The organism is Pseudomonas sp. PvP025, assembly GCF_017832155.1.
In the GTDB taxonomy this organism is placed as follows: domain Bacteria; phylum Pseudomonadota; class Gammaproteobacteria; order Pseudomonadales; family Pseudomonadaceae; genus Aquipseudomonas.
Map to the genome: position 1 here is coordinate 2,594,713 of NZ_JAFIBJ010000001.1, position 20,399 is coordinate 2,615,111.

A 20,399-nucleotide genomic window follows, 5' to 3' on the forward strand; every position below is an offset into this window, starting at 1 on the left:
CAAGACCGGGCTCTTTATAAGTGAAGCGGCTGGATTAGACCAGCTTCTCCAACTCGGGTACGGCTTCGAACAAGTCCGCCACCAGGCCGTAATCAGCCACCTGGAAGATCGGTGCTTCTTCGTCCTTGTTGATCGCAACGATCACTTTGGAGTCCTTCATGCCGGCCAGATGCTGGATCGCGCCGGAGATACCGACGGCGATGTACAGCTGTGGCGCAACGATCTTGCCGGTCTGGCCGACCTGCATGTCGTTGGGGACAAAACCTGCGTCGACGGCAGCGCGGGAAGCGCCGACCGCCGCGCCCAGCTTGTCGGCCAGGGCGTACAGGTGCTTGAAGTTGTCGCCGTTCTGCATGCCGCGCCCGCCGGAAACAACGATCTTGGCAGCGGTCAGCTCAGGACGGTCCGACTTGGCCAGCTCTTCGCCAACAAAGCTGGAAGTACCTGCGTCGTGGGCGGCGGAGACGGCTTCAACAGTGGCCGAGCCACCTTCAGCGGCGACCGGATCGAAACCGGTGGCGCGCACGGTGATGACCTTGATCGCGGCGGTCGATTGCACGGTGGCAATGGCGTTACCGGCGTAGATCGGGCGCTTGAAGGTATCGGCGCTTTCGACCGAGATGATCTCGGAGATCTGGTCGACGTCCAACTGCGCGGCAACGCGTGGCAGGATGTTTTTGCCGTTGGAAGTGGCGGCGGCCAGGATGTGGCTGTAGCCCTTGCCCAGCTCTGCAACCAGCGGCGCAACGTTTTCCGGCAACTGATGCGCGTAGGCGGCGTTGTCGGCGTTCAGCACTTTGCTTACGCCAGCGATTTTTGCAGCGGCCTCAGCCACCGGGCCTGCGCCCTCACCGGCGACCAGCAGGTGAATATCGCCACCGATTTTAACGGCGGCGGCCACGGTGTTCAGGGTGGCCGGGGCCAGCACCTTGTTGTCGTGTTCAGCGATTACCAAGATAGTCATGTTTAGATTACCTTCGCTTCGTTTTTCAGTTTCTCGACCAGTTCAGCCACCGACTTGACCTTGATGCCCGCGCTGCGTGCAGCCGGTGCTTCAACCTTGATGGTCTTGTTGGTGGAGGCGGTGGAAACGCCCAGAGCTTCTGGCGTCAGCGACTCCAGCGGCTTCTTCTTGGCTTTCATGATGTTGGGCAGGGACGCGTAGCGCGGCTCGTTCAAACGCAGGTCGGTGGTGACGATGGCCGGCAGTTTCAGGGAAACGGTCTGCGCGCCGCCGTCGATCTCGCGGGTCACGGCCACGCTGTCGCCGCTCACTTCAACCTTGGAAGCGAAGGTGCCCTGGCCGTAACCGGTCAGCGCAGCCAGCATCTGCCCGGTCTGGTTGTTGTCGCTGTCGATGGCTTGTTTGCCGAGGATGACCAACTGTGGCTGTTCCTTGTCGACAACGGCCTTGAGCAGCTTGGCCACGGCCAGGGAGGTCAGTTCTTCAGCGGACTCGACCAGGATGGCGCGGTCGGCGCCCAGTGCCAGGGCGGTGCGCAGTTGTTCCTGGGCGGTGGTCGGGCCGATGGAAACCACGACGATTTCGGTCGCCACGCCTTTCTCTTTCAGGCGTACGGCTTCTTCCACGGCGATTTCACAAAAAGGGTTCATCGACATCTTGACGTTAGCAAGGTCGACGCCGGAATTGTCCGCCTTGACGCGAACTTTCACGTTGTAATCGACAACGCGTTTGACAGCTACAAGAACCTTCATGGATTCCTCGTTACTCTCCGGTGAAAAGAAAGTCGCCTAGGCGAACCTGGCGGTTGATGCTCATCGGCACACAAGGGCGCCTCCAAAAACCTTGGCACGTGACCTTGATCACGGACAGCGATGACCGTTCGTCAGGGGTGACTGAGAGGTCATTCTTGATCGCGGCGTGTAAACTGAGCGCTCTTTAAAAAAGCGCCCATGCCCTGGCCTGCTTTTGGACGTACTCCTGAAACCTGCAGTCTGCCTACGGTAAGCGCGAAACCGACCGTATCTTGACCGGAACACCTATTCTGGTCAATACGGCAAAATAGCCAGTTATAAGCCGCGTTGCTTTGATTTACCTAGCCTGCGGGCAATTCAAACAAACGTTTGTATTGGACGCTCACAGTGGTGTAGATATACTGCGCGACCTAGAATGCGCCACATAGAGAGAAAGGTGAGTCCTGCCATCGCCGCACGGCCGCACCGAACCTCCACCCATTAGAAAAAAGCCTGTTGAGCCTTGAGTAGGAGATAGCCTGTGGAACGCGAATACATGGAATTCGACGTGGTCATCGTCGGCGCCGGCCCTGCGGGCCTGTCCGCCGCCTGCCGCCTGAAGCAGAAGGCCGCTGACGCCGGCAAGGAAATCAGCGTCTGCGTGGTCGAGAAAGGCTCCGAAGTCGGCGCTCACATCCTCTCCGGTGCCGTGTTTGAACCTCGCGCCCTGAACGAACTGTTCCCGGACTGGAAGGCCCTCGGCGCCCCGCTCAACACGCCAGTAGTACGCGATGACATCTATGTACTGCGCAGCCCCGACGCCTCCACCAAGGTGCCCGACTTCTTTGTGCCCAAGACCATGCACAACGAAGGCAACTACATTATCTCCCTGGGCAATCTCTGCCGCTGGCTGGCCCAGCAGGCCGAGAACCTGGGTGTGGAGGTCTACCCAGGCTTCGCCGCTCAGGAAGCGTTGTTCGACGAAAACGGCGTGGTGCGCGGGATCATCACCGGCGACCTCGGCGTCGACCGCGAAGGCAAACCCAAGGAAGGCGTGTACACCCCCGGCATGGAATTGCGCGGCAAGTACACGCTGTTCGCCGAAGGTTGCCGCGGGCATATCGGCAAGCAACTGATCCAGCGCTTCAACCTGGACAGCGACGCCGACGCCCAGCACTACGGCATCGGTCTCAAGGAAATCTGGGAAATCGATCCGGCCAAACACCAACCCGGCCTCGTGGTGCACACCGCCGGCTGGCCGCTGGATATCATGGGCACCGAGAACACCGGCGGCTCGTTCCTGTATCACCTGGAAAACAACCAGGTGGTGGTCGGCCTGATCGTCGACCTGTCATACAGCAACACCTTCCTGTCGCCGTTCGACGAGTTCCAGCGCCTCAAGCACCACCCGGTGCTGGCCCAGCACCTGGAAGGCGGCAAGCGCATCAGCTACGGCGCCCGCGCCATCTGCAAAGGCGGCCTGAATTCGCTGCCGAAAATGGTGTTCAAGGGCGGTGCGCTGATCGGTTGCGACCTCGGCACCCTGAACTTCGCCAAGATCAAAGGCAGCCATACCGCGATGAAGTCCGGCATGCTCGCCGCCGACGCCGTGGCCGACCGCCTGTTTGCCGAGTCCGAGGGCGGTGATGAACTGACCGCTTACGTCGACAGCTTCAAGTCGAGCTGGTTGTACGAAGAACTGTTCGCCAGCCGTAACTTCGGCGCGGCCGTGCACAAGTTCGGCGCCATCCTCGGCGGCGGCTTCAACTGGCTGGACCAGAACATCTTTGCCGGCAAGCTCCCCTTCACCCTGCACGACAACACGCCGGACTACGCCTGCCTGAAGCTGGCCAAGGACTGCAAGAAGATCGACTATCCCAAACCCGACGGCAAGTTGAGCTTCGACAAGCTGAGCTCGGTGTTCATCTCCGGTACCAACCATGAAGAAGAGCAGCCGTGCCACTTGAAGCTCAAGGACCCTAGCATCCCGATCGGCACCAACCTGCCGCTCTACGACGAACCAGCGCAGCGCTACTGCCCGGCCGGTGTGTATGAGGTGATCACCAAGGAAGACGGCGAAAAGCGCTTCCAGATCAACGCCCAGAACTGTGTGCACTGCAAGACCTGTGACATCAAGGACCCTTCGCAGAACATCACCTGGGTATCGCCGGAAGGCGCGGGTGGGCCGACTTACCCGAATATGTAAACCAGCTGCTTGAGAACAAGGCTCCCAGACGGGGGCCTTTTTTGCGCTCGGAAAAAGGCCAGTCGACCGAGTTGCATCAACAGAATCTAGGCAGCCCGCTCCTCGCCAGGGTTGCGCAGAAAATAGCGCTTGTACTCGCGACTGAACTGCGACGTGCTCTGATACCCCACGCTGTGCGCCGCCTGCGCCACACTCAGGCCGTCCACCAGCAGCAACTGCTGCGCCTTCAATAACCGCAGACGCTTGAGGTACTGCACCGGCGACAACAGGGTGCAACGCTTGAAGTGTTCATGAAAGGTCGATGCACTCATGTGCGCATACCCGGCCAGGGTCTCGATATTCAGCGGCTCGGCGTAATGGGCATGCAGGTGACTCAGCGAGGTGGCGATGCGCGAGAATTGCCCTTGCTGCTCGACCAGCGCGCGCAACACGTCCGCCTGCGGGCCACGCAACGCGGTGAACAACAATTCGCGCACTCGCGCCGGGCCCAGGATGCGGCTTTCCAGCGGATCGTGCAGGCATTGCAACAGCCGCTCCACGCAACCACGCATGGCATCATCGAGCACCACTGAACTCATCGACTCAAGGGTCTGCGGCATCGGCGGCGGCCCGGCCTGCATGCCCATGGCCATCACCAGTTCGCCCAGCACCACCCGGTCGATCCCCACGGTCACGCCATACAGCGGTGCGTCGGGGGCCATGGCAAAGGTCTCGCATTCGAACGGCACCGGCATCGCCTGGATCAGGTAATGCCCGGCGCCGTATTCGAGGGTGCGCGGGCCCAGGTACGCGACCTTGCTGCCCTGGGCGACGAACATCAGGCTGGGCTCATAGATCTGCGGCCCGCGTGCCACGTCGCAACTGGCGCGCAACACTTTCACGCCTGGCAGGTGAGTCGGGGAAAAACCATCGCGGGGCGTCAGCCCCTCAATCAGGGAAACCAGCGTGGCGTTGGCGTCGAGATGGCGGGTCAACAACATGGCAAAAAACTTCGCAAAAAAGGGATGAGAACATCATCGCAGGTCTGGCGGCCAATGCATCCAAACCAGGGGCACTCCCGGACGAATAGGCATAAGACCCGGAGCAATCACCATAGCCGCGCGCAGGCTCGGCGGGGAGAATGGCACGCCTCACTTGTTATTGTTTTTGCGAGGCTTCCCTATGTATACCGCTATCGGTTACGCCGCCCAGTCGGCCACCACTCCCCTCGCCCCCATGTCGTTTGAACGCCGCAGCCCGCGCGCCGATGACGTGGCCATCGAGATCCTCTACTGCGGCGTCTGCCACTCCGATATCCACCAGGCGCGCAACGAATGGGGCATCGCCGTGTACCCGCTGATGCCGGGCCACGAGATCGTCGGCAAGGTTACCGCCGTCGGTGCCAGCGTGACCGCGCACAAAGTCGGCGACCTGGTGGGCGTCGGCTGCATGGTCGACTCGTGCCGCACCTGCGCCGCGTGCACATCGGACCTGGAGCAATATTGCCTCGAAGGCCCGACCATGACCTACGCCACCCCTGATCGCGTGGACGGCAGCAACACCATGGGCGGCTACTCCGACAGCATCGTGGTCAGCGAACACTTCGTGGTGAAGATTCCGGCCAAACTCGACCTGGCCAGCGCCGCGCCGATCCTCTGCGCAGGCATCACCACCTACTCGCCGCTCAAGCACTACGGCGTCAAGGCCGGCGATAAGGTCGGCATCCTCGGTATGGGCGGCCTGGGCCACATGGGCATCAAGTTTGCCAAGGCCATGGGCGCCGAAGTCACACTGTTCACCCGCTCCGCGAGCAAGGCCGAAGAAGGCCGTCGCCAGGGCGCGGACCATGTGATCGTGTCCACCGACGCCGAGCAGATGAAAGCCGCCGCCGGGCACTTCGACTTCCTGCTCGACACCATCCCGGTGCAGCACGACATCAACCCCTACCTGGACACCCTGCGCTTTGACGGCGTGCATATCCTGGTCGGCTTGATCGAGCCAGTGGACCCGCCGGTGAATGCCGCCAAGCTGGTGCTGGGCCGCAAAGTGCTGGCCGGCTCGTTGATCGGCGGCATTGCCGAAACCCAGGAAGTCCTGGATTTCTGCGCCGAGCACGGCATCACCTGCGATATCGAAATGCTCGACATCCGCCAGATCAACGAAGCCTACACCCGCATGATCGCCGGTGATGTGAAGTACCGCTTCGTCATCGACATGGCAACCCTCAAGGCCTGATCAGGCCTTGGCGCCCAACTCCGCGGACAGCCGGGCCGCCACCTGTTTGATCACAGGGATCAGCTCGGCCATTTTCTCCAGCGGCATGTAGGGCACGGTACTGGCGATGCTGATGCCGGCGACGATTCGCCGGCTGGCATCGCGCACCGGTGCCGCCACGCAACGGATCGACGGTTCGTTGTCTTCCAGATCGAACGCATAACCGCCCACCACGTATTCATGCATGCGCTGCTCGAACTGCGCCCAGGATTGTTCCGGGTGTTGCGGCCATTGCAGGCTTTTCCCACCCTCGGGCAGGCTGGCTTCGTACAAGCGCTGCCATTCCGCCACGCTGTCATCGAGCAACATCGCCTTGCCCACCCCGGTACGCGCCAGCGGCATGCGATGGCCAACCCGCGAGCGCATTTCCGGGCCGTTGCGGCCGGGGTTCTTGTGCAGGTAGAGCACATCGTCGTATTCACGGATGGCCAGGTGAATGGTGTCGCCGGTCAGCGCCGACAGCTCATCCAGGTACGGTACCGCCAGGCTCACCAACGGCAATTCCTCACGCGCCTGAAAGCCCAACTCGATCAGTTTTGGCCCCAGCAGGTAGCCGACTTGCGGCACCACACGCAGATAACGTTCTTCCACCAGGCAACTGGCCAGGCGGTGCGTGGTGCTGCGGGTGGTGCCGATGCGCCGGGCGATCTCTTTCAGATCCCGCGCACCGGCCGCCACGGCCTGCACCACGCCCAGGCCACGCAGCAGGGTCTGGGTGCCGGTGGGGGCGACGTCTTTGCCGGGGGTGGAGGATGTTTCCTGCATATCGGGCCCTATAAGTGTGAACGCGGCAGCATTATGGCAAATACCCAACGTCAAAACAGCGCAGATCCAATGTGGGAGGGGGCTTGCTCCCGATGGCGGTGGGTCAGCGACTGATGTGTTGACTGATTCACCGCTATCGGGAGCAAGCCCCCTCCCACATTGGTTCCTCGTAAGGCTTGAGGTCAGCGTTGCTTCATGGTCGTTGAATCCAGGACCAACACTGGCTTCAAACCCTTCCCCTCCCACATTTGCCTCATACGATTCTGAGATCAGCGTTGCTTCATGCGGTCGATGACCACCGCCAGCAGCAGGATCGAGCCGCGGATCACGTATTGATAAAACGTGTCGATGTTCTTCAGGTTCATCGCGTTTTCGATGATCGCCAGAATCAGCACCCCGGCAATCACGTGGCGGATCATGCCGATGCCGCCGCTCAGCGACACCCCGCCCAGCACGCAGGCGGAAATTACCGTCAGCTCGAAACCCTGGCCGATCATCGGCTGGCCCGAGGTCATGCGCGAGGCGAGGATCACGCCGGCCAGGGCGCCGATCAGGCCGTGCACGGCGAAGATGATGATCTTGGTGCGATCAACATTGACCCCCGCCAGCAGCGCCGCTTCCGGATTGCCGCCGATGGCCATGGTGTTGCGCCCGTAGGTGGTGTAGTTGAGCAGCCAGCCGAAGAACACGAAGCACACGATGGTGATCAGGATCGGCACCGGCACGCCCAGCAACTGGCCGTTGCCGAAGATGAAGAACTGATCCTGGGACACGCCCACCGCCTTGCCGTCGGCAAAGATATAGGCCAGGCCGCGCACGATCTGCATGGTCGCCAGCGTCGTGATCAACGCATTGACCCGCAGCTTGGCGATCACGATGCCGTTGATCAGCCCCACCAGCAGGCCCATCCCCAGGGCAGCGCCGATGCCCAGCATCACGCTGTCGGTGTCGCGCATCACAATGGCCGCGACCACGCCGGCGCAGGCGATCACCGAGCCCACCGATAAATCGAAGTGCCCCGACGCGAGGCAGAACAGCATGGTGCAGGCGGCGATGCCCACCGTGGAAATCGCCAGGCCGAGGCCGCGCATGTTCAGCGGCGAGAGGAAGTTGTCGATGAGCAAGGCGCACAGCACGAAGATGCTCACCGCCGCCAGCAGCATCGCCCAGTTATCCAGCAGCGCGCGCAGGTCCAGGGGTTTGCGCGCTTTGGGCAGCGCGTTGTCTTGGGTCGTCATAGTCGTCTCTCAGTGGGCCGGGCCGCGCGGCAAGGCCAGCTGCAGCAAGTTGGATTCAGTGGCGTGTTCACGCCGTTGTTCGCCGCGCAGGGCGCCTTCGCACAGCACCAGGATGCGGTCGGAAATCCCCATCACTTCCATCAGGTCACTGGACACCACGATCACCGCAATGCCGCTGGCGGCCAGGTTATGGATGATCTGGTAGATCTCCGACTTGGCGCCGATGTCGATGCCCCGGGTCGGCTCATCGAGCAGCAGCACCTTCATCGGCATCGACAGCCAGCGGCCGAGAATGGCCTTCTGCTGATTGCCGCCGGACAGGTACATGATTTTCTGCTCGGCGTTGGGCGTCTTCACCTTCATCGCCTGGATCTGCTGGCCGGCGTTGCCCTTCTCCCACTTCTCGCGCAGCAGCCAGCCAAACGCGGCATGGGCGCCACGGGCGCTGATGTTGATGTTTTCCGCCACGCTGGACAGCGGAATGATGCCTTCCTTCTTGCGGTCTTCCGGGCACAGCAGCACGCCGGCGTCGATGGCATCGCGCGGTGAGCGCAGGTGCAGGGTTTCGCCGCACAGCTCCAGCTGCCCTGCGGTGCTGCGCTGCAGCCCGGAGAGCAGCCGAAACAGCTCGGTGCGCCCTGCCCCCACCAGCCCGAACAGCCCGAGGATCTCGCCCTTGCGCACCGCAAAGCTGACCGGCTCACGCAAGCCTGGCCCAAGCAGCCCATCGACCTTGAGCGCCACCTCACCGTGCTCGCGCGGACGGTAGTCGTAGATGTCCTGGATATCGCGCCCGACCATGCAGGTCACCAACTGGTCGTGGGTCAGCGCGCTCATGTCCTCGAACGTGCGCACGTAGCGCCCGTCCTTGAACACCGTGACCGCGTCGCAGATGCGGAACACCTCTTCCATGCGATGCGACACGTAGAGCACCACTTTGCCCTCATCGCGCAGGCGCGCGATGATCGCCATCAGCCGGTCGATTTCCCGCGCCGAGAGGCTGCTGGTGGGTTCATCGAAGGCGATCACATGGGCGCCACGGGACAGCGCCTTGGCGATTTCCACCAGTTGGCGCTGGCCCAGGGACAGGCGGCCGAGCTTTTCATCCGGGTCGATTTCATCGGCCAGGCCCTTGAGGCACGCCAGCGCCTGCTTGCGCAGCAGGCCGCCGTTGACCACGCCAAAGCGCGACGGCAGGTGCCCGAGGAACAGGTTCTCCGCCACGCTCATTTCCGGCACCAGGTGCAGTTCCTGGTGAATCACCGCCACGCCGCTGGCAATGCTGTCAGCGGCGCATTTGAAGGCCATGGTCTGCGCGCCGATCTGCACCGAACCACTGCTGGGAATGTAGGCGCCGCCAAGAATCTTCAGCAGCGTCGACTTGCCCGCGCCGTTCTCGCCCATCAGCGCATGCACCTGGCCCGGCTGGGCGGTAAAGCAGATGCCGTCCAGCGCCTTGACCCCGGGAAAGGTTTTGCCGATACCCTCAAAACGCAGGGCGGCCGCACTCATTTCCACAGCCCGATTTTGGTCAGTTCTTCCTTGAAGTTTTCCCGGGTGATCAGCGTCACTTCGTCCATCGCCGTGTATTTCGGCGGTTCGGTGCCCTTGGTGACCCACTCGTACATCATCAGCGCTGTGTTGTAGCCCTCGATGTGCGGGCTGGGCAGCATCGAGCCGAAGAAACCGCTGTTGGCCTTCTTCAATTCGCCGATGGCGTCGGTGCCGTTGATGCCGATGCCGATCACGTTGGCCGCCGCAAACCCGGCGCTTTCCGTGGCGCGCACGCCGCCGAGCACGGTGTTGTCGTTCATGCCGCCGATGATCAGGTTTTTCGCGCCGCTGGGCAGCTTGACCAGCGCCGAGTTGGTGGCGTCCATGCTGCCCGGAACGTCGAGGGTTTTCAGCGCGGCAGTGAGGATATGGTCCTTGGGAATGCCGGCTTCTTCGAGGGATTTGATCGAACCGTCGGTGCGTTTTTTACCGGTGTCGAGCTCGTTGAAGGTGTTGATCACCGCGTAGGTGTCCTTCCAGTCCCAGCCACGTTTTTTCGCTTCGGCGGCCATCGCGGCGCCCTGCTTCTGGCCCACTTCGAACGCGGCCATGCCCAGGTACGGCACGTCTTCCATGAACGCGCCCTTGGCGTCGACGAAACGGTCGTCCACGGCAATCACCTTGAGGCCGTTGGCCTTGGCCTTGGCGACGATGGCCGGGCCGAGGGACACATCCGGCGGGCAGATCACAAAGCCCTTGGCGCCGTTGGCGGCCAGGCTGTCGATGGCCGAGAGGGTTTTCTCGCCATCGGGCACGGCGATCTTGATCACGGTGAAACCGTGTTCCTTGCCGGCTTTTTCGGCGAAGGCCCATTCGGTCTGGAACCAGGGCTCTTCGGCCTGTTTGACCAGGAAGCCGATTTTTACTTCTTCAGCGCAAACAGTCCCACTGAAGGCCAATGCAAACGCCACGGCGCCCAGGGTTTTCTTAAGCCTGTTTTTAACCAGCATGAACCACCTCATTCTTGTTATTGAGCAACGTTTCAGTCGTGGTACATCACAGACCGCCCGCCATCGATCATCAGGCAGGTGGCATTGATAAAGGGCGCCTCGTCGGTCGCCAGGAATAGCGCGGTCATCGCCACCTCGATGGGCTGGCCGATGCGCTTGGGCGGGTGCAGGTCGAACGCGCGCTGGCGTTCGGCGTGGGGATCGGGAAAGGCGTTCCAGTAATCGACGTTGAGCTGGGTTTCGATATAGCCCGGTGCAATCGCATTCACGCGGATGCCCTTGGGCGCGTACTCGATGCCCAGGGCGCGGGTCAGGCCGAGCAGGCCGTGCTTGGCAACGGGGTACGGGAAGCAGCCGGGAATGATGTGGCTGGAATGGGTGGACGCGATGTTGATGATGTTGCCGATGCCCTGCTCGATCATGTGCGGCAACACACTGCGGCAGCCGTACCAGGCGCCGTCCAGGTCGATGGCAAAGCAGCGGCGCCAGTCGTCGTCGGTCATCTCCAGCGGGTCGCGGAATACGTTGACCCCGGCGCAGTTGACCAGCACATCGACGCGACCGAAGCGCTCGATGGCCATGTCGACCAGCGCCTGCCATTGCGCTTTGCAGGTGATGTCGACCGCTTGCGCGTAAATTTCGGCGCCGCGTTCGCGCCAATGGGCTGCGACCTTCTCGACCTTGTCGGCCTGGATATCGGCGATCACCAGGCGCGCCTGCTGGGCCTGGAAACAGGCCACGATGGCCTCGCCAATGCCCTGGGCGGCACCGGTGATGATCACCACCTTGTTCTTCAGCCGCTCGCCGTAAACCGGCTCGGGCACGGCGGGGAGTGACAACGGTTGTGCCTGCATCGCTTCACCTGTTTTATTTTTGGCAGTGAGTGCTGATGCAGGCGACTATAAACCCGGAGCCTGAAATATCTCAATATATAAATTTACATCCCACATAGTGAGAAAATACACAAACACTGTGGGAGGGGGCTTGCTCCCGATAGCGGTGTGTCAGCTTCAGATGTACTGACTGACACTCAGCAATCGCGAGCAAGCCCCCTCCCACCGTTGATCTTCAGTGTTTTCAGAGATGTACGTCAGCCAAGGGCAAAGTCGCGCAACGCGTCGCCTTCCATGCGGTAGCGCACCCACTCTTCCTGAGGCTGGGCACCGATGGACTTGTAGAAGGCAATCGCCGGCTCGTTCCAGTCCAGCACGCTCCACTCGAAACGCCCGCAGCCATTGTCGCAGGCGATTTTGGCCAGGTGGCGCAGCAACTTCTTGCCCGCGCCGCCGCCGCGCTGTTCCGGGTTGATGTAGAGGTCTTCCAGGTAGAGGCAGTTGCTGCCCAGCCACGTGGAATAACTGAAAAAGAACACCGCGAACCCAATCGGCAAACCGTCGCGCAGGCAGATCAGGCCATGGGCGGTGGCACCCTCGCTGAACAGGCTGCGTTCGATATCCACCACGCTGGCGATCACTTCATGCCGGGCCTTCTCATATTCGGCAAGCTCGGTGATGAAAGTCAGGATCTGCGCAGCATCGCTGGGCACGGCGGGGCGAATCTCGATGGTCATGGGTGAGCCTTGGCAGTTTCAAAACACACATACTAAGGCCGTTTCATGACTGAATGCAGCGCAATTCATATCGGCAGCGCCAATGCGCCGACCAGCCCCGCCGGCAACGCCAGCTCCAGGGTGCGGGCCGGCGGCTGCGACTCTGCCGACCATTCGCTCAAGCCCAGCCCCGCACATTTGAGCCGCGCCTCGCGCTCGCACCAGGCGCGGGCAAACAGACGCGCCCGCTGCGCCTGGTTCGCCGCGCACAATCGCGCCAGCACCTGCGGGCCCAGGTAATCGCTGGCAACACCGCGCCAGTCCGCAGTCTCCTGCACGGCCATTACATCCACGCCCACCGGGCCATGCAGATGCACCGCCGCTACTGAAAAATCGCCGTCGTGACTGATGGACAGCCCGGCACGCGCATGCCCTGGCACCAGAATCTGCGGTGCCTGCCCGGCCCCGGCGGACGCTTCGATGCTGCAGCCCGGCACTTCCAGCAGTTGCAGGAGCACCTCACGCACGCGCGTGCGCGCCGCATCGCGCGTGGTGCCGAGCATGTGCCGCAAGCCAAGCAGCAGAATGCCGGCCTGCCAACGCGGCACCGCATCCGGCCACATGCACACGGGCACCGGCATCAGGCGCGTGCCGGTGCCGCCGGGCAGCCCACCCAGCTGCTGCACGCCGGGATGCTCTCGCCCTTCATCACCAGGGTCAGCGGCCCCAGCCGCGCGCCGTCGCCGACCTCGGCGCTGTAGAGCACCGCACTGCGCGGCCCCATGTACACCCGTGCACCGATCAGCACACGGTCGATTTTCATCACGCGGTCTTCGAACAGGTGCGTCTGCGGGCAGGCGCCGGCGTTCAATTCGCTGTGGTCGCCGATGCTCACGCAATCAAATTCGGTGATGTCGGTGGTGTCCATGTACACGCCACGGCCGATCCTGCAGCCGAGGCCGCGAAACGCCAGCGGCAGCCACGGCGTGCCGCGCAGGTAGCTCATGAAATTGGGCGCGGCCATGCCTTCGTAAAGGCTGGTGATGCCTTCGGACAGCCACACAAAAGGCGTCCACATCGCTTCGCAGCGCTTGCGATAGCGCCCCAGCACCAGCCATTTCAACGCCGCCACCAACAGGTAGTTGCCCAGGCTGTAGGCCAGGCCGATCAGCGCCAGGTAACCGAACACCGCGCCCCAGCGTTCGTCCTGCGCCACTGGCATCAGGTCGATCATGACCGTGTAGCCCACGGCGATCACTGTGGCGTGGGGCAACACGATGCGCAGGCCCTCGATGCTGCCACGGGCCAGACGACGCCACGGCGAGGGGCGGAACGTCAGGTGGTCCGGGTAGCCACTGACCTGTTCGCGCGCCGGCAGGTTGATCGGCGGCGAGCCGAGCCAGGTGTCGCCGCTGGCAATCTCGGCGTTGTGCGGCGCGCGGGAATGCACGCCGATCAGCACATTCTCGGGCAACGTCGTGCCGTCGGGAATGTAGCTGCCGTTGCCGACGAAGCTGCGGTGCGACACCACGGTCGGCTGAATGCGCATCCAGCCGCCGTCGACCTGTTCATCGCCGAGCATCACGGCGTCGGCGATAAAGGTTTCATCGCCCAGGGTCAGCATGTCGGGGATCACGCCCTGGGCGGTGGATATTTCCGCATCGCGGCCCACCTTCGCGCCCAGCAGGCGATACCACAGTGGCGCGTAAACCGTCGCATACAGGCCGGACAACACGTTGAGGCTGGCTTCCTGAATATGGCTCACCAGCCACTTGCTGCAATACACCCGGCTGTGCACCGGGTAGTTGCCCGGCTTTAGGCGCGGCAGCACGGCCCAGCGCAGCGCTGCCGAAATCAGCACCATGGCCACGATCAGCACGGCAGCAGCCGGCAGGGCCAGGGCAAAGTAACGCAGCAGTTGTACGCCCACGTTTTGCGCCTGCAGCCAGGGCAGGATCTGCTGCTCATCGAACCAATCGATAAGGAAAAACGTCGGGAACACCGGGATGAAAAACAGCGTGGCGATCAGCAGGATGCCGACCCCGTAGAACAGGTTTTCCAGCAGCAATCGCCCACGCCCCACCACCGGCCTGGGCGGCAGGCTGGCCGGGTCGAACGCGCCGATATCGACGGCAGGTGACCCGCTCCAGATGCGCTCGGCCGGCACACTCGCACCGTCGGCCAGCGCCGATTGCCCTTGCAGGTGGGCGCTGCGGCCGAGCGCCGTGTTGCCTTCCAGAATTGTGTAGGAGCCCAGGCAGGCATTGTTGTCGAGCGTGACCTGCCCAAGATGCAGTTGGCCGCGCTCGACGCGGGCGTTTTCCAGGCTCACACCGTTGCCGATGCTGACCTCATCGCCGATGTGCAACAGGTCGGGAACGCGCACGCCGAGGGAGCCGATATTGACCTCGCGCCCAACCCTGGCGCCGAGCGCCCGCAGCCACAGGCTGTACAGCGAAGAGCCGCTGAGCAGGTAGACCGGCGCCGACTCGATCATGCGCGACGCGGCCCACCAGCGAAAATAGGTCAGCCCCCACAACGGGTAGACGCCCGGTTTCAGCCGCCCGGCGATCAGCCATTTGCCGGCGATGGCCAGCACGAACTGCACCAGCGTCGCCAGCAGGAATACGCCGATGGACGCCGCCGTGGCCAAGGCCACCGAGTCGCCGGGACCGCCGGTGAGGTAGTGATAGGTGAAAAACGGCGCCAGCCACTGGCTCATGCGCAGGCACACCATCGCCGGCAGCAGCGCGGCCTGGGCCAACCCGCAGCGCCAGCGCGCCAGCGTCGACGGCGGGGTCCAGGCGGCTTGTTGCGCAGCCGGTTGCGGCATGGCTTGCAACACCTGCGCAATCGCGCCGACGCGGCGCTGCTGATAGATATCGCGCACGGTGATGTGGGCGAAGCGTGGGTCGGCGCGCAACGCAGAGGCCAGTCGCGCGGCGAAAAACGAGTGGCCGCCCAGGTCGCTGAAAAAGTCGGCCTCGCGACGAATCGGCTGGCCGGGGAAGAGTGTGTGCAGGGCGGCGAACAGTACGCTTTCGCCGGGGGTTTCCGGGCTGTCCGACTCCAGGCTCGCGCCGCTGGTGTCGACGCCGAGCGGACGTGCCTTGAGGGTTTTGCGGTCGATCTTGCCGGAAGTGAGGCGCGGCATGCTGTCGAGCAGTTCGAAGCGGCTGGGTACCATGTACGCCGGCAGGCGCGCCTGCAAGGCTTTGCGCAACTGCGCCGGCAGGCCTTCGACCGGCACGCCGCCCTCCGCCACCAGGTAGGCAATCAACTGATCCATGCCGGCGTCGTTGCGCAACAGCACCGCGACCGTACCCACGCCTGGCTGCTGGGCGAGCAAGGCTTCGATTTCGCCCAGTTCGACGCGAAATCCCCGGATCTTCACCTGATCATCGGCGCGCCCCAGGCACACCACTTGCCCATCGGCGTCGATGCGCGCGAGGTCGCCGGTGCGGTACAGGCGCTCGTCGTGGTAGCCGCTGGCCCAAGGGTTGTCGATGAACTTTTCGCGGGTCAGGTCCGGGCGCCCCAGGTAGCCCGCCGCCAGGCCAGGGCCGATGATGCACAGCTCGCCGGTCTGCCCGCGCGCCAGCAGGGTCGGCGTAGCGCCCGGGGCCAGGTCGGTTTCGATCACCAGCAATCCGTAGTTGGGCAGCGGCGTGCCGATGGTCACCGCAGTGCCAGGCTGCAACCGCGCCAGGCTGGCGGAAACGGTGGCTTCGGTGGGGCCATAGGTGTTGAAAATTTGCCGACCGGGTCGACTCCAACGCTCCACCAGCGATTCGGGGCACATTTCGCCGCCGAGGTTGATCAGGCGCAGGCTTGGCACGTCTTCACTGAACAGCGCCAGCAAGGTGGGCACCGCGTGCAGCACGCTGATGCGCTGGCGGGTGAGCATGCGCGGCAGAGCTTCGGGGTCGCCGGTGATGTCCTTGGGGCCAAGCCACAGGGTGGCGCCCACCAGGTAGGCAATCCAGATTTCCTCGAACGACATGTCGAAGGCCACGGAAAAACCCTGGTAGACGCGGTCGCTGGCCTGGATGCCGAGAATCGCGTTCTCGCTGCGCAGGAAGTGGCAGATGCTGCCCTGGGAAATCAGGATGCCCTTGGGTTTGCCGGTGGAGCCCGAGGTATAGATGACGTAGGCCGGGTCTTCGGGCCGGGCACCGCTGCGGCGTTGCAACGCACCTTGCAGCGGCGCGAGCAGATCGTCTGCGCACCAGGCGACAAGTCCCACCTCAGCCAGCGCCGGTGCGCTGCCGTGTGCGCAAACAACGCCGACCGCCTGGGCATCCTCCATGCACACTTGCAGGCGTTCGAGCGGCGTGTCCTCGTCCATCGGCAGCCAGGCAGCGCCGGCCTTGGCGATGCCGGCCTGCATCACCAATAGCTGCATGCCGCGCGGCATCCACAGGCCGACGATCTGCCCCGGCCGCACCCCCGCCTCGATCAGCCGCGAAGCCACACAGGCGGCCTGGCGATCCAACTCGCCGTAGCTGAGCTGGCGCTCGCCGTCGATCAGCGCTACCTGCTGGGGATCACGTTTAGCGGTGGCCTCGAGCAGGTCGGCGAGCACCTCGTCACGCAACAGTTCAGGCTGGAGGGGACCGTACAACACCTCGTCAGGGCGCGTGTTTACGGGGTTTTTCAGCAAGCTCACGGTAGTCATGGCGGCAGTGTTCGCTGTGTGGGGGCCATCCGGTTAAGGCGCCGATACGTAATGTTGCGTGTCCACTTCGTATCACCCTCGATACACACCTGGGCGAATGGCCCCCCTGGGTTCTGTCTGGAATGCGACAGATACCCGAAGACCTGAACAACGCCAGAGGACTATCGCAAAGGCCAGCTGTACGGCGGTTGAACGACTGCACGTGCGGTACACAAAATCTTACAGGTGCCCTAAGACCGTTCGTCGGCATCAAGGCACGAACCGCAAAGGGGGGCTGACCAATAAGGGGTAAGGACATTAATCATATGGAGACACCCTCATGAAGAATTCCAAGTTTGCTGCCCTCGCCCTCACCGGCCTGCTGTCCGCTGCCTCGCTGAGCGCCATGGCTGCCACGGCCACCACCGGCCCGACCGACCCGACGCCGAACGCCACCACCGAGTCGCAGAAATCCATGGGCACGGGCCTGGACACCAACGGGGGCGCGGTTATCGACAACAGCAACGCCGCCGACCCGCACACCAAGGGCCACGACACCGACCGCAAGGCACCGGCCGCCGTGGGCAATGGCAAGATGGGTCCGTCGGTCAACGAGCCGAAAATCAATACCGGTAACGACTCGAACGTGCCAGGCGCGCCAAAACAACCCGCGCCTTGATGCATCGAGAGCAAGACGAACAGCCGATCATTTCCCAGTGAAGAGGTACGCATGAACGTCGATAGAAACCTTGAGAAAGAAGTCCTCACCCGCCTGTTGCACGCTCACCCGCAAGGTCTGGGCAAGGAGGTGCTGGATAACTACCGCGGCGAAAAGGAGGTTGCCAGTGTGCTGGCGTTTCTCCAGGACCGTGGGTTCATCAAGGATGGACATGTGACCACCGACGACGCCGGCGAATATTCGCTGAACTTGCCCATCAAGCTGACCGCCTCGGGCGTGGATGAAGCGCGCAAGCTTGATGGTGAAAGCACTCAGTGATCCATTGCGGGTCCGGCTGATGTAAATGATGTAAATGTGGGAGGGGGCTTGCTCCCGATGGCGGTGTGTCAGTTGGCTGATCCAGCTCTGATACACCGCTATCGGGGGCAAGCCCCCTCGCACATTGGGTTTGTGTTTAGCCGCCGAGGAAAGCGTTGAGTTCGACGGTGCCAGGTGATGTGGCCGGGCCCCAGCGTGTGACGGCCAGCGCCGCGGCGGCGTTGGCATGGCGTGCGGCCTCTGCGGGCGGCAAGCCTTTGGCCAAACCTGCGATGAACACACCCGCATGCGCATCCCCCGCGCCATTGCTGTCTACTGCCTGCACCTTGAAGCCCGGCACATGTTCAATCGCCGAGCCTCGCCCAACCCAGCAACCGTTCGGGCCATCTCGCACCACCAATAGCGTGTCTGCGCTCAGGTGCCGCTTGAGCGATGGCAACGCCGTGGCGATATCCGCCGCGCCAGTGAATGCCAGGACTTCCGGCCCGTTGCTGGTCCAGATGTCGATGCGCGGCAACAGTGTGCGCATTAGCGCCGACTCCGGCGCCTTGACCAGTGGCCCCGGGTCGAACACCACCACGATCTGCCGGGGCAATGCCAGCAGCCAGTCGATCAACGGCTGCGCCTTGCCGTCGAGCAACAGGCTGTAGCCGCTCACATACACGTAGTCGTCGACAGCGGGCACCACGCCGGCCAGGTCCTCGGCACTCAATTCCCCTTCGGCGCCCATGTGCGAAATGAACGTGCGCTCGGTGCTGGCTTCGGTCAGCGCCACGCACAAACCGGTGTCCTTGGCGCTGCTGGCCGGCAGGGCCATCTCGATGCCCTCGGCCTGCATCGCCGCGCGGGCCAGGTCGCCAAAGCGGCCGTTGCCGTGGCGGCCGAGGTACACCACCGGCAAACCATTACGGCGCGCGGCCGCCATGACGTTGAAGCCGCCGCCGGTTGCGAAACTGGCCGTTTGCGCCAGCACGTCACCGCCGCTGGCAGGCAGGGTGTCGAGGGCCATGACCAGGTCGACGATGACCTGGCCGGTGTGCAGCAATCTAGACATGGGCATGCTCGACCAACGCCGGACGCCGGTCAGTCGCCCCGCCCAATACCGCATAGATCCCGCCGGCCACCAGGAAGGTCACGATCCAGCCGAGGCCGTTGTGGCCCAGCCAGGAGTCGGACAACGGCCCGGCGAACCAGATGTTTTCGGCGGTGGTGCCGATGGTGGTGAAACTGAAGCCCAGCACAATGGCCACGGCCCAGGCGCCGAAGGCGCGCCACTCCACGCCGCCGCGATACCAGTAGGCGCTGCTCGGGCTCACGTCCAGCAGGTCCTTGGGGCTGTAGTAATGACGATGGATCAGGTCGACCACGAAGATCCCGACCCACGCGGTGATCGGCACTGCCAGCAGCGAGATGAAGGTGATGAAGGGGCCGTAGAAGCTGTCGGCGATCAGCATGAAGTAGATGGAGCCGGCGAAGATCGCCACGATATCGACGATCACTGCGTGCACGCGCTTGACCTTCAGGCCGAGGGTCAAGGTGGTGAGACCGGCCGAGTACACCGACAGGTTGTTCGACAGCAGCAGCCCGCCGAACGCAGTGATCAGGTACGGCACGGCCATCCAGGTGGGCAGCATGTCGCGGATCGCGATGATCGGGTCAGTGGCCGAGGCCAGGTCGTTGTTGCCCACCGACAGCAGGCCACCGAGGGTGATCAGCAGCACCAGCGGGATGCCTGCACCGAACGCGGCGGACGCCACCAGACGCACCGCCTTGACGCTGCGGTGCTGGTAGCGCGACATGTCGGCACCGGCGTTGGCCCAGCCGATGCCGGTGCCGGCTGCCATGGTGCCGACGCCGATGATCATCGCGCTCAGGGGTGCCGGGGTGGCGTTGAATACCGCGCTCCAGTCGATGGTGGCGCAGAGGAAGCCGCCCACCAGGATGTTCAAGGCGCCGAACACGTAGGTGGCCCACTTCTGGATCACCAGCAGGGTGGCATGGCCCAGACCGGAGACCGCCAGGGTCAGCAGCACGAAGATGCCGATGAAGATCAGCGTGAGCACAGGTGCACTCTTGGCCTCGACCGGCGAGCCGAACAGGATCGAACACAGCGACAGCAGCACAAAGGCGGCTGTGGTGGTGTTGACGGTTTCCCAGCCCAGGCGCGACATCAGCGACACCAGCGTCGGGCCGATATTGCCACGCACACCGAAAATCGCGCGCGACAGGGTCAGGCTGGGCGCACGGCCACGACGGCCGGCGATGGAAATGATCCCTACCACCGCAAAGGAACCAGCGGCGCCGAGAATCGCGACGATGATCGCCTGCCAGATGGCCAGGCCACGAAACGCTACCAGCGTGGCGCCGAGCGGCAAGCCGAGGATGCTGATGTTGGCAGCGAACCACACCCAGAACAGCTGCAGCGGATGGCCGTTGCACTCGCCTTCCGGGACCGGTTCGATGCCGCGTGTTTCCAATTGCCCGGCGCTTTGGCCGGAAGAAGGGGTGCTCATGGGGGTGCTCCTGGTGCCTGTA

General features: G+C 63.3%; 17 protein-coding genes. 4 read left to right on the top strand and 13 right to left on the bottom strand.

The genetic code is table 11. From position 1 onward, the window contains the following. Positions 1-34: 34 nt before the first annotated feature. Both JOE32_RS10830 and JOE32_RS10835 read right to left on the bottom strand, forming a co-directional pair. Positions 35-964, bottom strand: a complete 930-nt coding sequence (locus JOE32_RS10830; protein ID WP_209983900.1) for an FAD-binding protein — start codon at positions 962-964, stop codon at positions 35-37. A gap of 2 nt (positions 965-966) precedes the next feature. After that, on the bottom strand, positions 967-1,716 hold the full coding sequence (locus JOE32_RS10835; protein WP_122718035.1) for an electron transfer flavoprotein subunit beta/FixA family protein: 750 nt from the start codon (positions 1,714-1,716) through the stop codon (positions 967-969). Between the two features lie 520 nt (positions 1,717-2,236). On the opposite strand from JOE32_RS10835, the gene JOE32_RS10840 reads away from it, so the two are divergent. Further along, positions 2,237-3,901 carry an electron transfer flavoprotein-ubiquinone oxidoreductase gene (locus JOE32_RS10840; RefSeq protein WP_209983902.1) on the top strand — a complete coding sequence of 555 codons (1,665 nt, stop codon included), beginning with the start codon at positions 2,237-2,239 and terminating at the stop codon, positions 3,899-3,901. Positions 3,902-3,987: 86 nt separating this feature from the next. Here JOE32_RS10840 and JOE32_RS10845 read toward each other — a convergent pair whose 3' ends face one another. After that, a complete protein-coding gene (locus JOE32_RS10845; RefSeq protein WP_209983904.1) occupies positions 3,988-4,881 on the bottom strand; it encodes an AraC family transcriptional regulator in 894 nt (297 codons plus the stop codon). Positions 4,882-5,062: 181 nt separating this feature from the next. On the opposite strand from JOE32_RS10845, the gene JOE32_RS10850 reads away from it, so the two are divergent. Beyond that, positions 5,063-6,115: an NAD(P)-dependent alcohol dehydrogenase gene (locus tag JOE32_RS10850; RefSeq protein ID WP_209983906.1), complete on the top strand. Its 1,053-nt coding sequence runs from the start codon at positions 5,063-5,065 to the stop codon at positions 6,113-6,115. Here the strand turns inward: JOE32_RS10850 and JOE32_RS10855 are convergent, their stop codons facing one another. From JOE32_RS10855 to JOE32_RS10890, 8 genes are all read right to left on the bottom strand, one after another. Beyond that, complete coding sequence (locus JOE32_RS10855; protein WP_209983908.1) at positions 6,116-6,919, bottom strand: IclR family transcriptional regulator; 804 nt, start codon at positions 6,917-6,919, stop codon at positions 6,116-6,118. It abuts the gene before it with no gap. A 269-nt stretch (positions 6,920-7,188) separates the two neighbouring features. Further along, positions 7,189-8,157 (bottom strand): L-arabinose ABC transporter permease AraH, encoded by a 969-nt coding sequence (araH, locus tag JOE32_RS10860; RefSeq protein WP_069665466.1) that lies wholly within the window; start codon positions 8,155-8,157, stop codon positions 7,189-7,191. 9 nt (positions 8,158-8,166) lie between these two features. Continuing rightward, entirely contained in the window at positions 8,167-9,669 is a 1,503-nt protein-coding gene (araG, locus tag JOE32_RS10865) for an L-arabinose ABC transporter ATP-binding protein AraG (protein ID WP_209983910.1), read from the bottom strand. Further along, positions 9,666-10,661, bottom strand: coding sequence for a substrate-binding domain-containing protein (locus tag JOE32_RS10870; protein ID WP_245229013.1), 996 nt, complete (start codon positions 10,659-10,661; stop codon positions 9,666-9,668). Before JOE32_RS10870 ends, araG begins: the two co-directional genes overlap by 4 nt. A gap of 32 nt (positions 10,662-10,693) precedes the next feature. Then, positions 10,694-11,515, bottom strand: a complete 822-nt coding sequence (locus JOE32_RS10875) for an SDR family oxidoreductase (RefSeq protein ID WP_209983914.1) — start codon at positions 11,513-11,515, stop codon at positions 10,694-10,696. A gap of 236 nt (positions 11,516-11,751) precedes the next feature. Then, positions 11,752-12,231, bottom strand: a complete 480-nt coding sequence (locus tag JOE32_RS10880) for a GNAT family N-acetyltransferase (RefSeq protein ID WP_003193496.1) — start codon at positions 12,229-12,231, stop codon at positions 11,752-11,754. Between the two features lie 65 nt (positions 12,232-12,296). Further along, the gene (locus JOE32_RS10885) at positions 12,297-12,896 is read right to left on the bottom strand and encodes a 4'-phosphopantetheinyl transferase superfamily protein (protein WP_307496415.1); all 600 of its coding nucleotides are present in this window, start codon (positions 12,894-12,896) and stop codon (positions 12,297-12,299) included. Then, complete coding sequence (locus JOE32_RS10890) at positions 12,851-16,888, bottom strand: Pls/PosA family non-ribosomal peptide synthetase (RefSeq protein WP_209983916.1); 4,038 nt, start codon at positions 16,886-16,888, stop codon at positions 12,851-12,853. Before JOE32_RS10890 ends, JOE32_RS10885 begins: the two co-directional genes overlap by 46 nt. A gap of 319 nt (positions 16,889-17,207) precedes the next feature. Between JOE32_RS10890 and JOE32_RS10895 the strand changes: the two genes are divergently transcribed. Together JOE32_RS10895 and JOE32_RS10900 are read left to right on the top strand one after the other, a co-directional pair. Continuing rightward, on the top strand, positions 17,208-17,546 hold the full coding sequence (locus JOE32_RS10895; RefSeq protein ID WP_209983918.1) for a hypothetical protein: 339 nt from the start codon (positions 17,208-17,210) through the stop codon (positions 17,544-17,546). Positions 17,547-17,597: 51 nt separating this feature from the next. Then, positions 17,598-17,864, top strand: coding sequence for a hypothetical protein (locus tag JOE32_RS10900; protein ID WP_057010104.1), 267 nt, complete (start codon positions 17,598-17,600; stop codon positions 17,862-17,864). A 136-nt stretch (positions 17,865-18,000) separates the two neighbouring features. Here JOE32_RS10900 and JOE32_RS10905 read toward each other — a convergent pair whose 3' ends face one another. Together JOE32_RS10905 and JOE32_RS10910 are read right to left on the bottom strand one after the other, a co-directional pair. After that, a complete protein-coding gene (locus JOE32_RS10905) occupies positions 18,001-18,918 on the bottom strand; it encodes a PfkB family carbohydrate kinase (protein ID WP_209983919.1) in 918 nt (305 codons plus the stop codon). Then, a complete protein-coding gene (locus JOE32_RS10910) occupies positions 18,911-20,377 on the bottom strand; it encodes a cytosine permease (RefSeq protein WP_209983921.1) in 1,467 nt (488 codons plus the stop codon). Before JOE32_RS10910 ends, JOE32_RS10905 begins: the two co-directional genes overlap by 8 nt. Positions 20,378-20,399 lie beyond the last annotated feature (22 nt).

Coding starts and splice junctions, on each gene's coding strand:
- JOE32_RS10880 (WP_003193496.1), bottom strand. CDS start 12,231: ATGACCATCGAGATTCGCCCCGCCGTGCCCAGCGATGCTGCGCAGATC.
- JOE32_RS10845 (WP_209983904.1), bottom strand. CDS start 4,881: ATGTTGTTGACCCGCCATCTCGACGCCAACGCCACGCTGGTTTCCCTG.
- JOE32_RS10850 (WP_209983906.1), top strand. CDS start 5,063: ATGTATACCGCTATCGGTTACGCCGCCCAGTCGGCCACCACTCCCCTC.
- araG (WP_209983910.1), bottom strand. CDS start 9,669: ATGAGTGCGGCCGCCCTGCGTTTTGAGGGTATCGGCAAAACCTTTCCC.
- JOE32_RS10830 (WP_209983900.1), bottom strand. CDS start 964: ATGACTATCTTGGTAATCGCTGAACACGACAACAAGGTGCTGGCCCCG.
- JOE32_RS10910 (WP_209983921.1), bottom strand. CDS start 20,377: ATGAGCACCCCTTCTTCCGGCCAAAGCGCCGGGCAATTGGAAACACGC.
- JOE32_RS10900 (WP_057010104.1), top strand. CDS start 17,598: ATGAACGTCGATAGAAACCTTGAGAAAGAAGTCCTCACCCGCCTGTTG.
- araH (WP_069665466.1), bottom strand. CDS start 8,157: ATGACGACCCAAGACAACGCGCTGCCCAAAGCGCGCAAACCCCTGGAC.
- JOE32_RS10875 (WP_209983914.1), bottom strand. CDS start 11,515: ATGCAGGCACAACCGTTGTCACTCCCCGCCGTGCCCGAGCCGGTTTAC.
- JOE32_RS10835 (WP_122718035.1), bottom strand. CDS start 1,716: ATGAAGGTTCTTGTAGCTGTCAAACGCGTTGTCGATTACAACGTGAAA.
- JOE32_RS10895 (WP_209983918.1), top strand. CDS start 17,208: ATGAAGAATTCCAAGTTTGCTGCCCTCGCCCTCACCGGCCTGCTGTCC.
- JOE32_RS10905 (WP_209983919.1), bottom strand. CDS start 18,918: ATGTCTAGATTGCTGCACACCGGCCAGGTCATCGTCGACCTGGTCATG.
- JOE32_RS10870 (WP_245229013.1), bottom strand. CDS start 10,661: ATGCTGGTTAAAAACAGGCTTAAGAAAACCCTGGGCGCCGTGGCGTTT.
- JOE32_RS10890 (WP_209983916.1), bottom strand. CDS start 16,888: ATGACTACCGTGAGCTTGCTGAAAAACCCCGTAAACACGCGCCCTGAC.
- JOE32_RS10855 (WP_209983908.1), bottom strand. CDS start 6,919: ATGCAGGAAACATCCTCCACCCCCGGCAAAGACGTCGCCCCCACCGGC.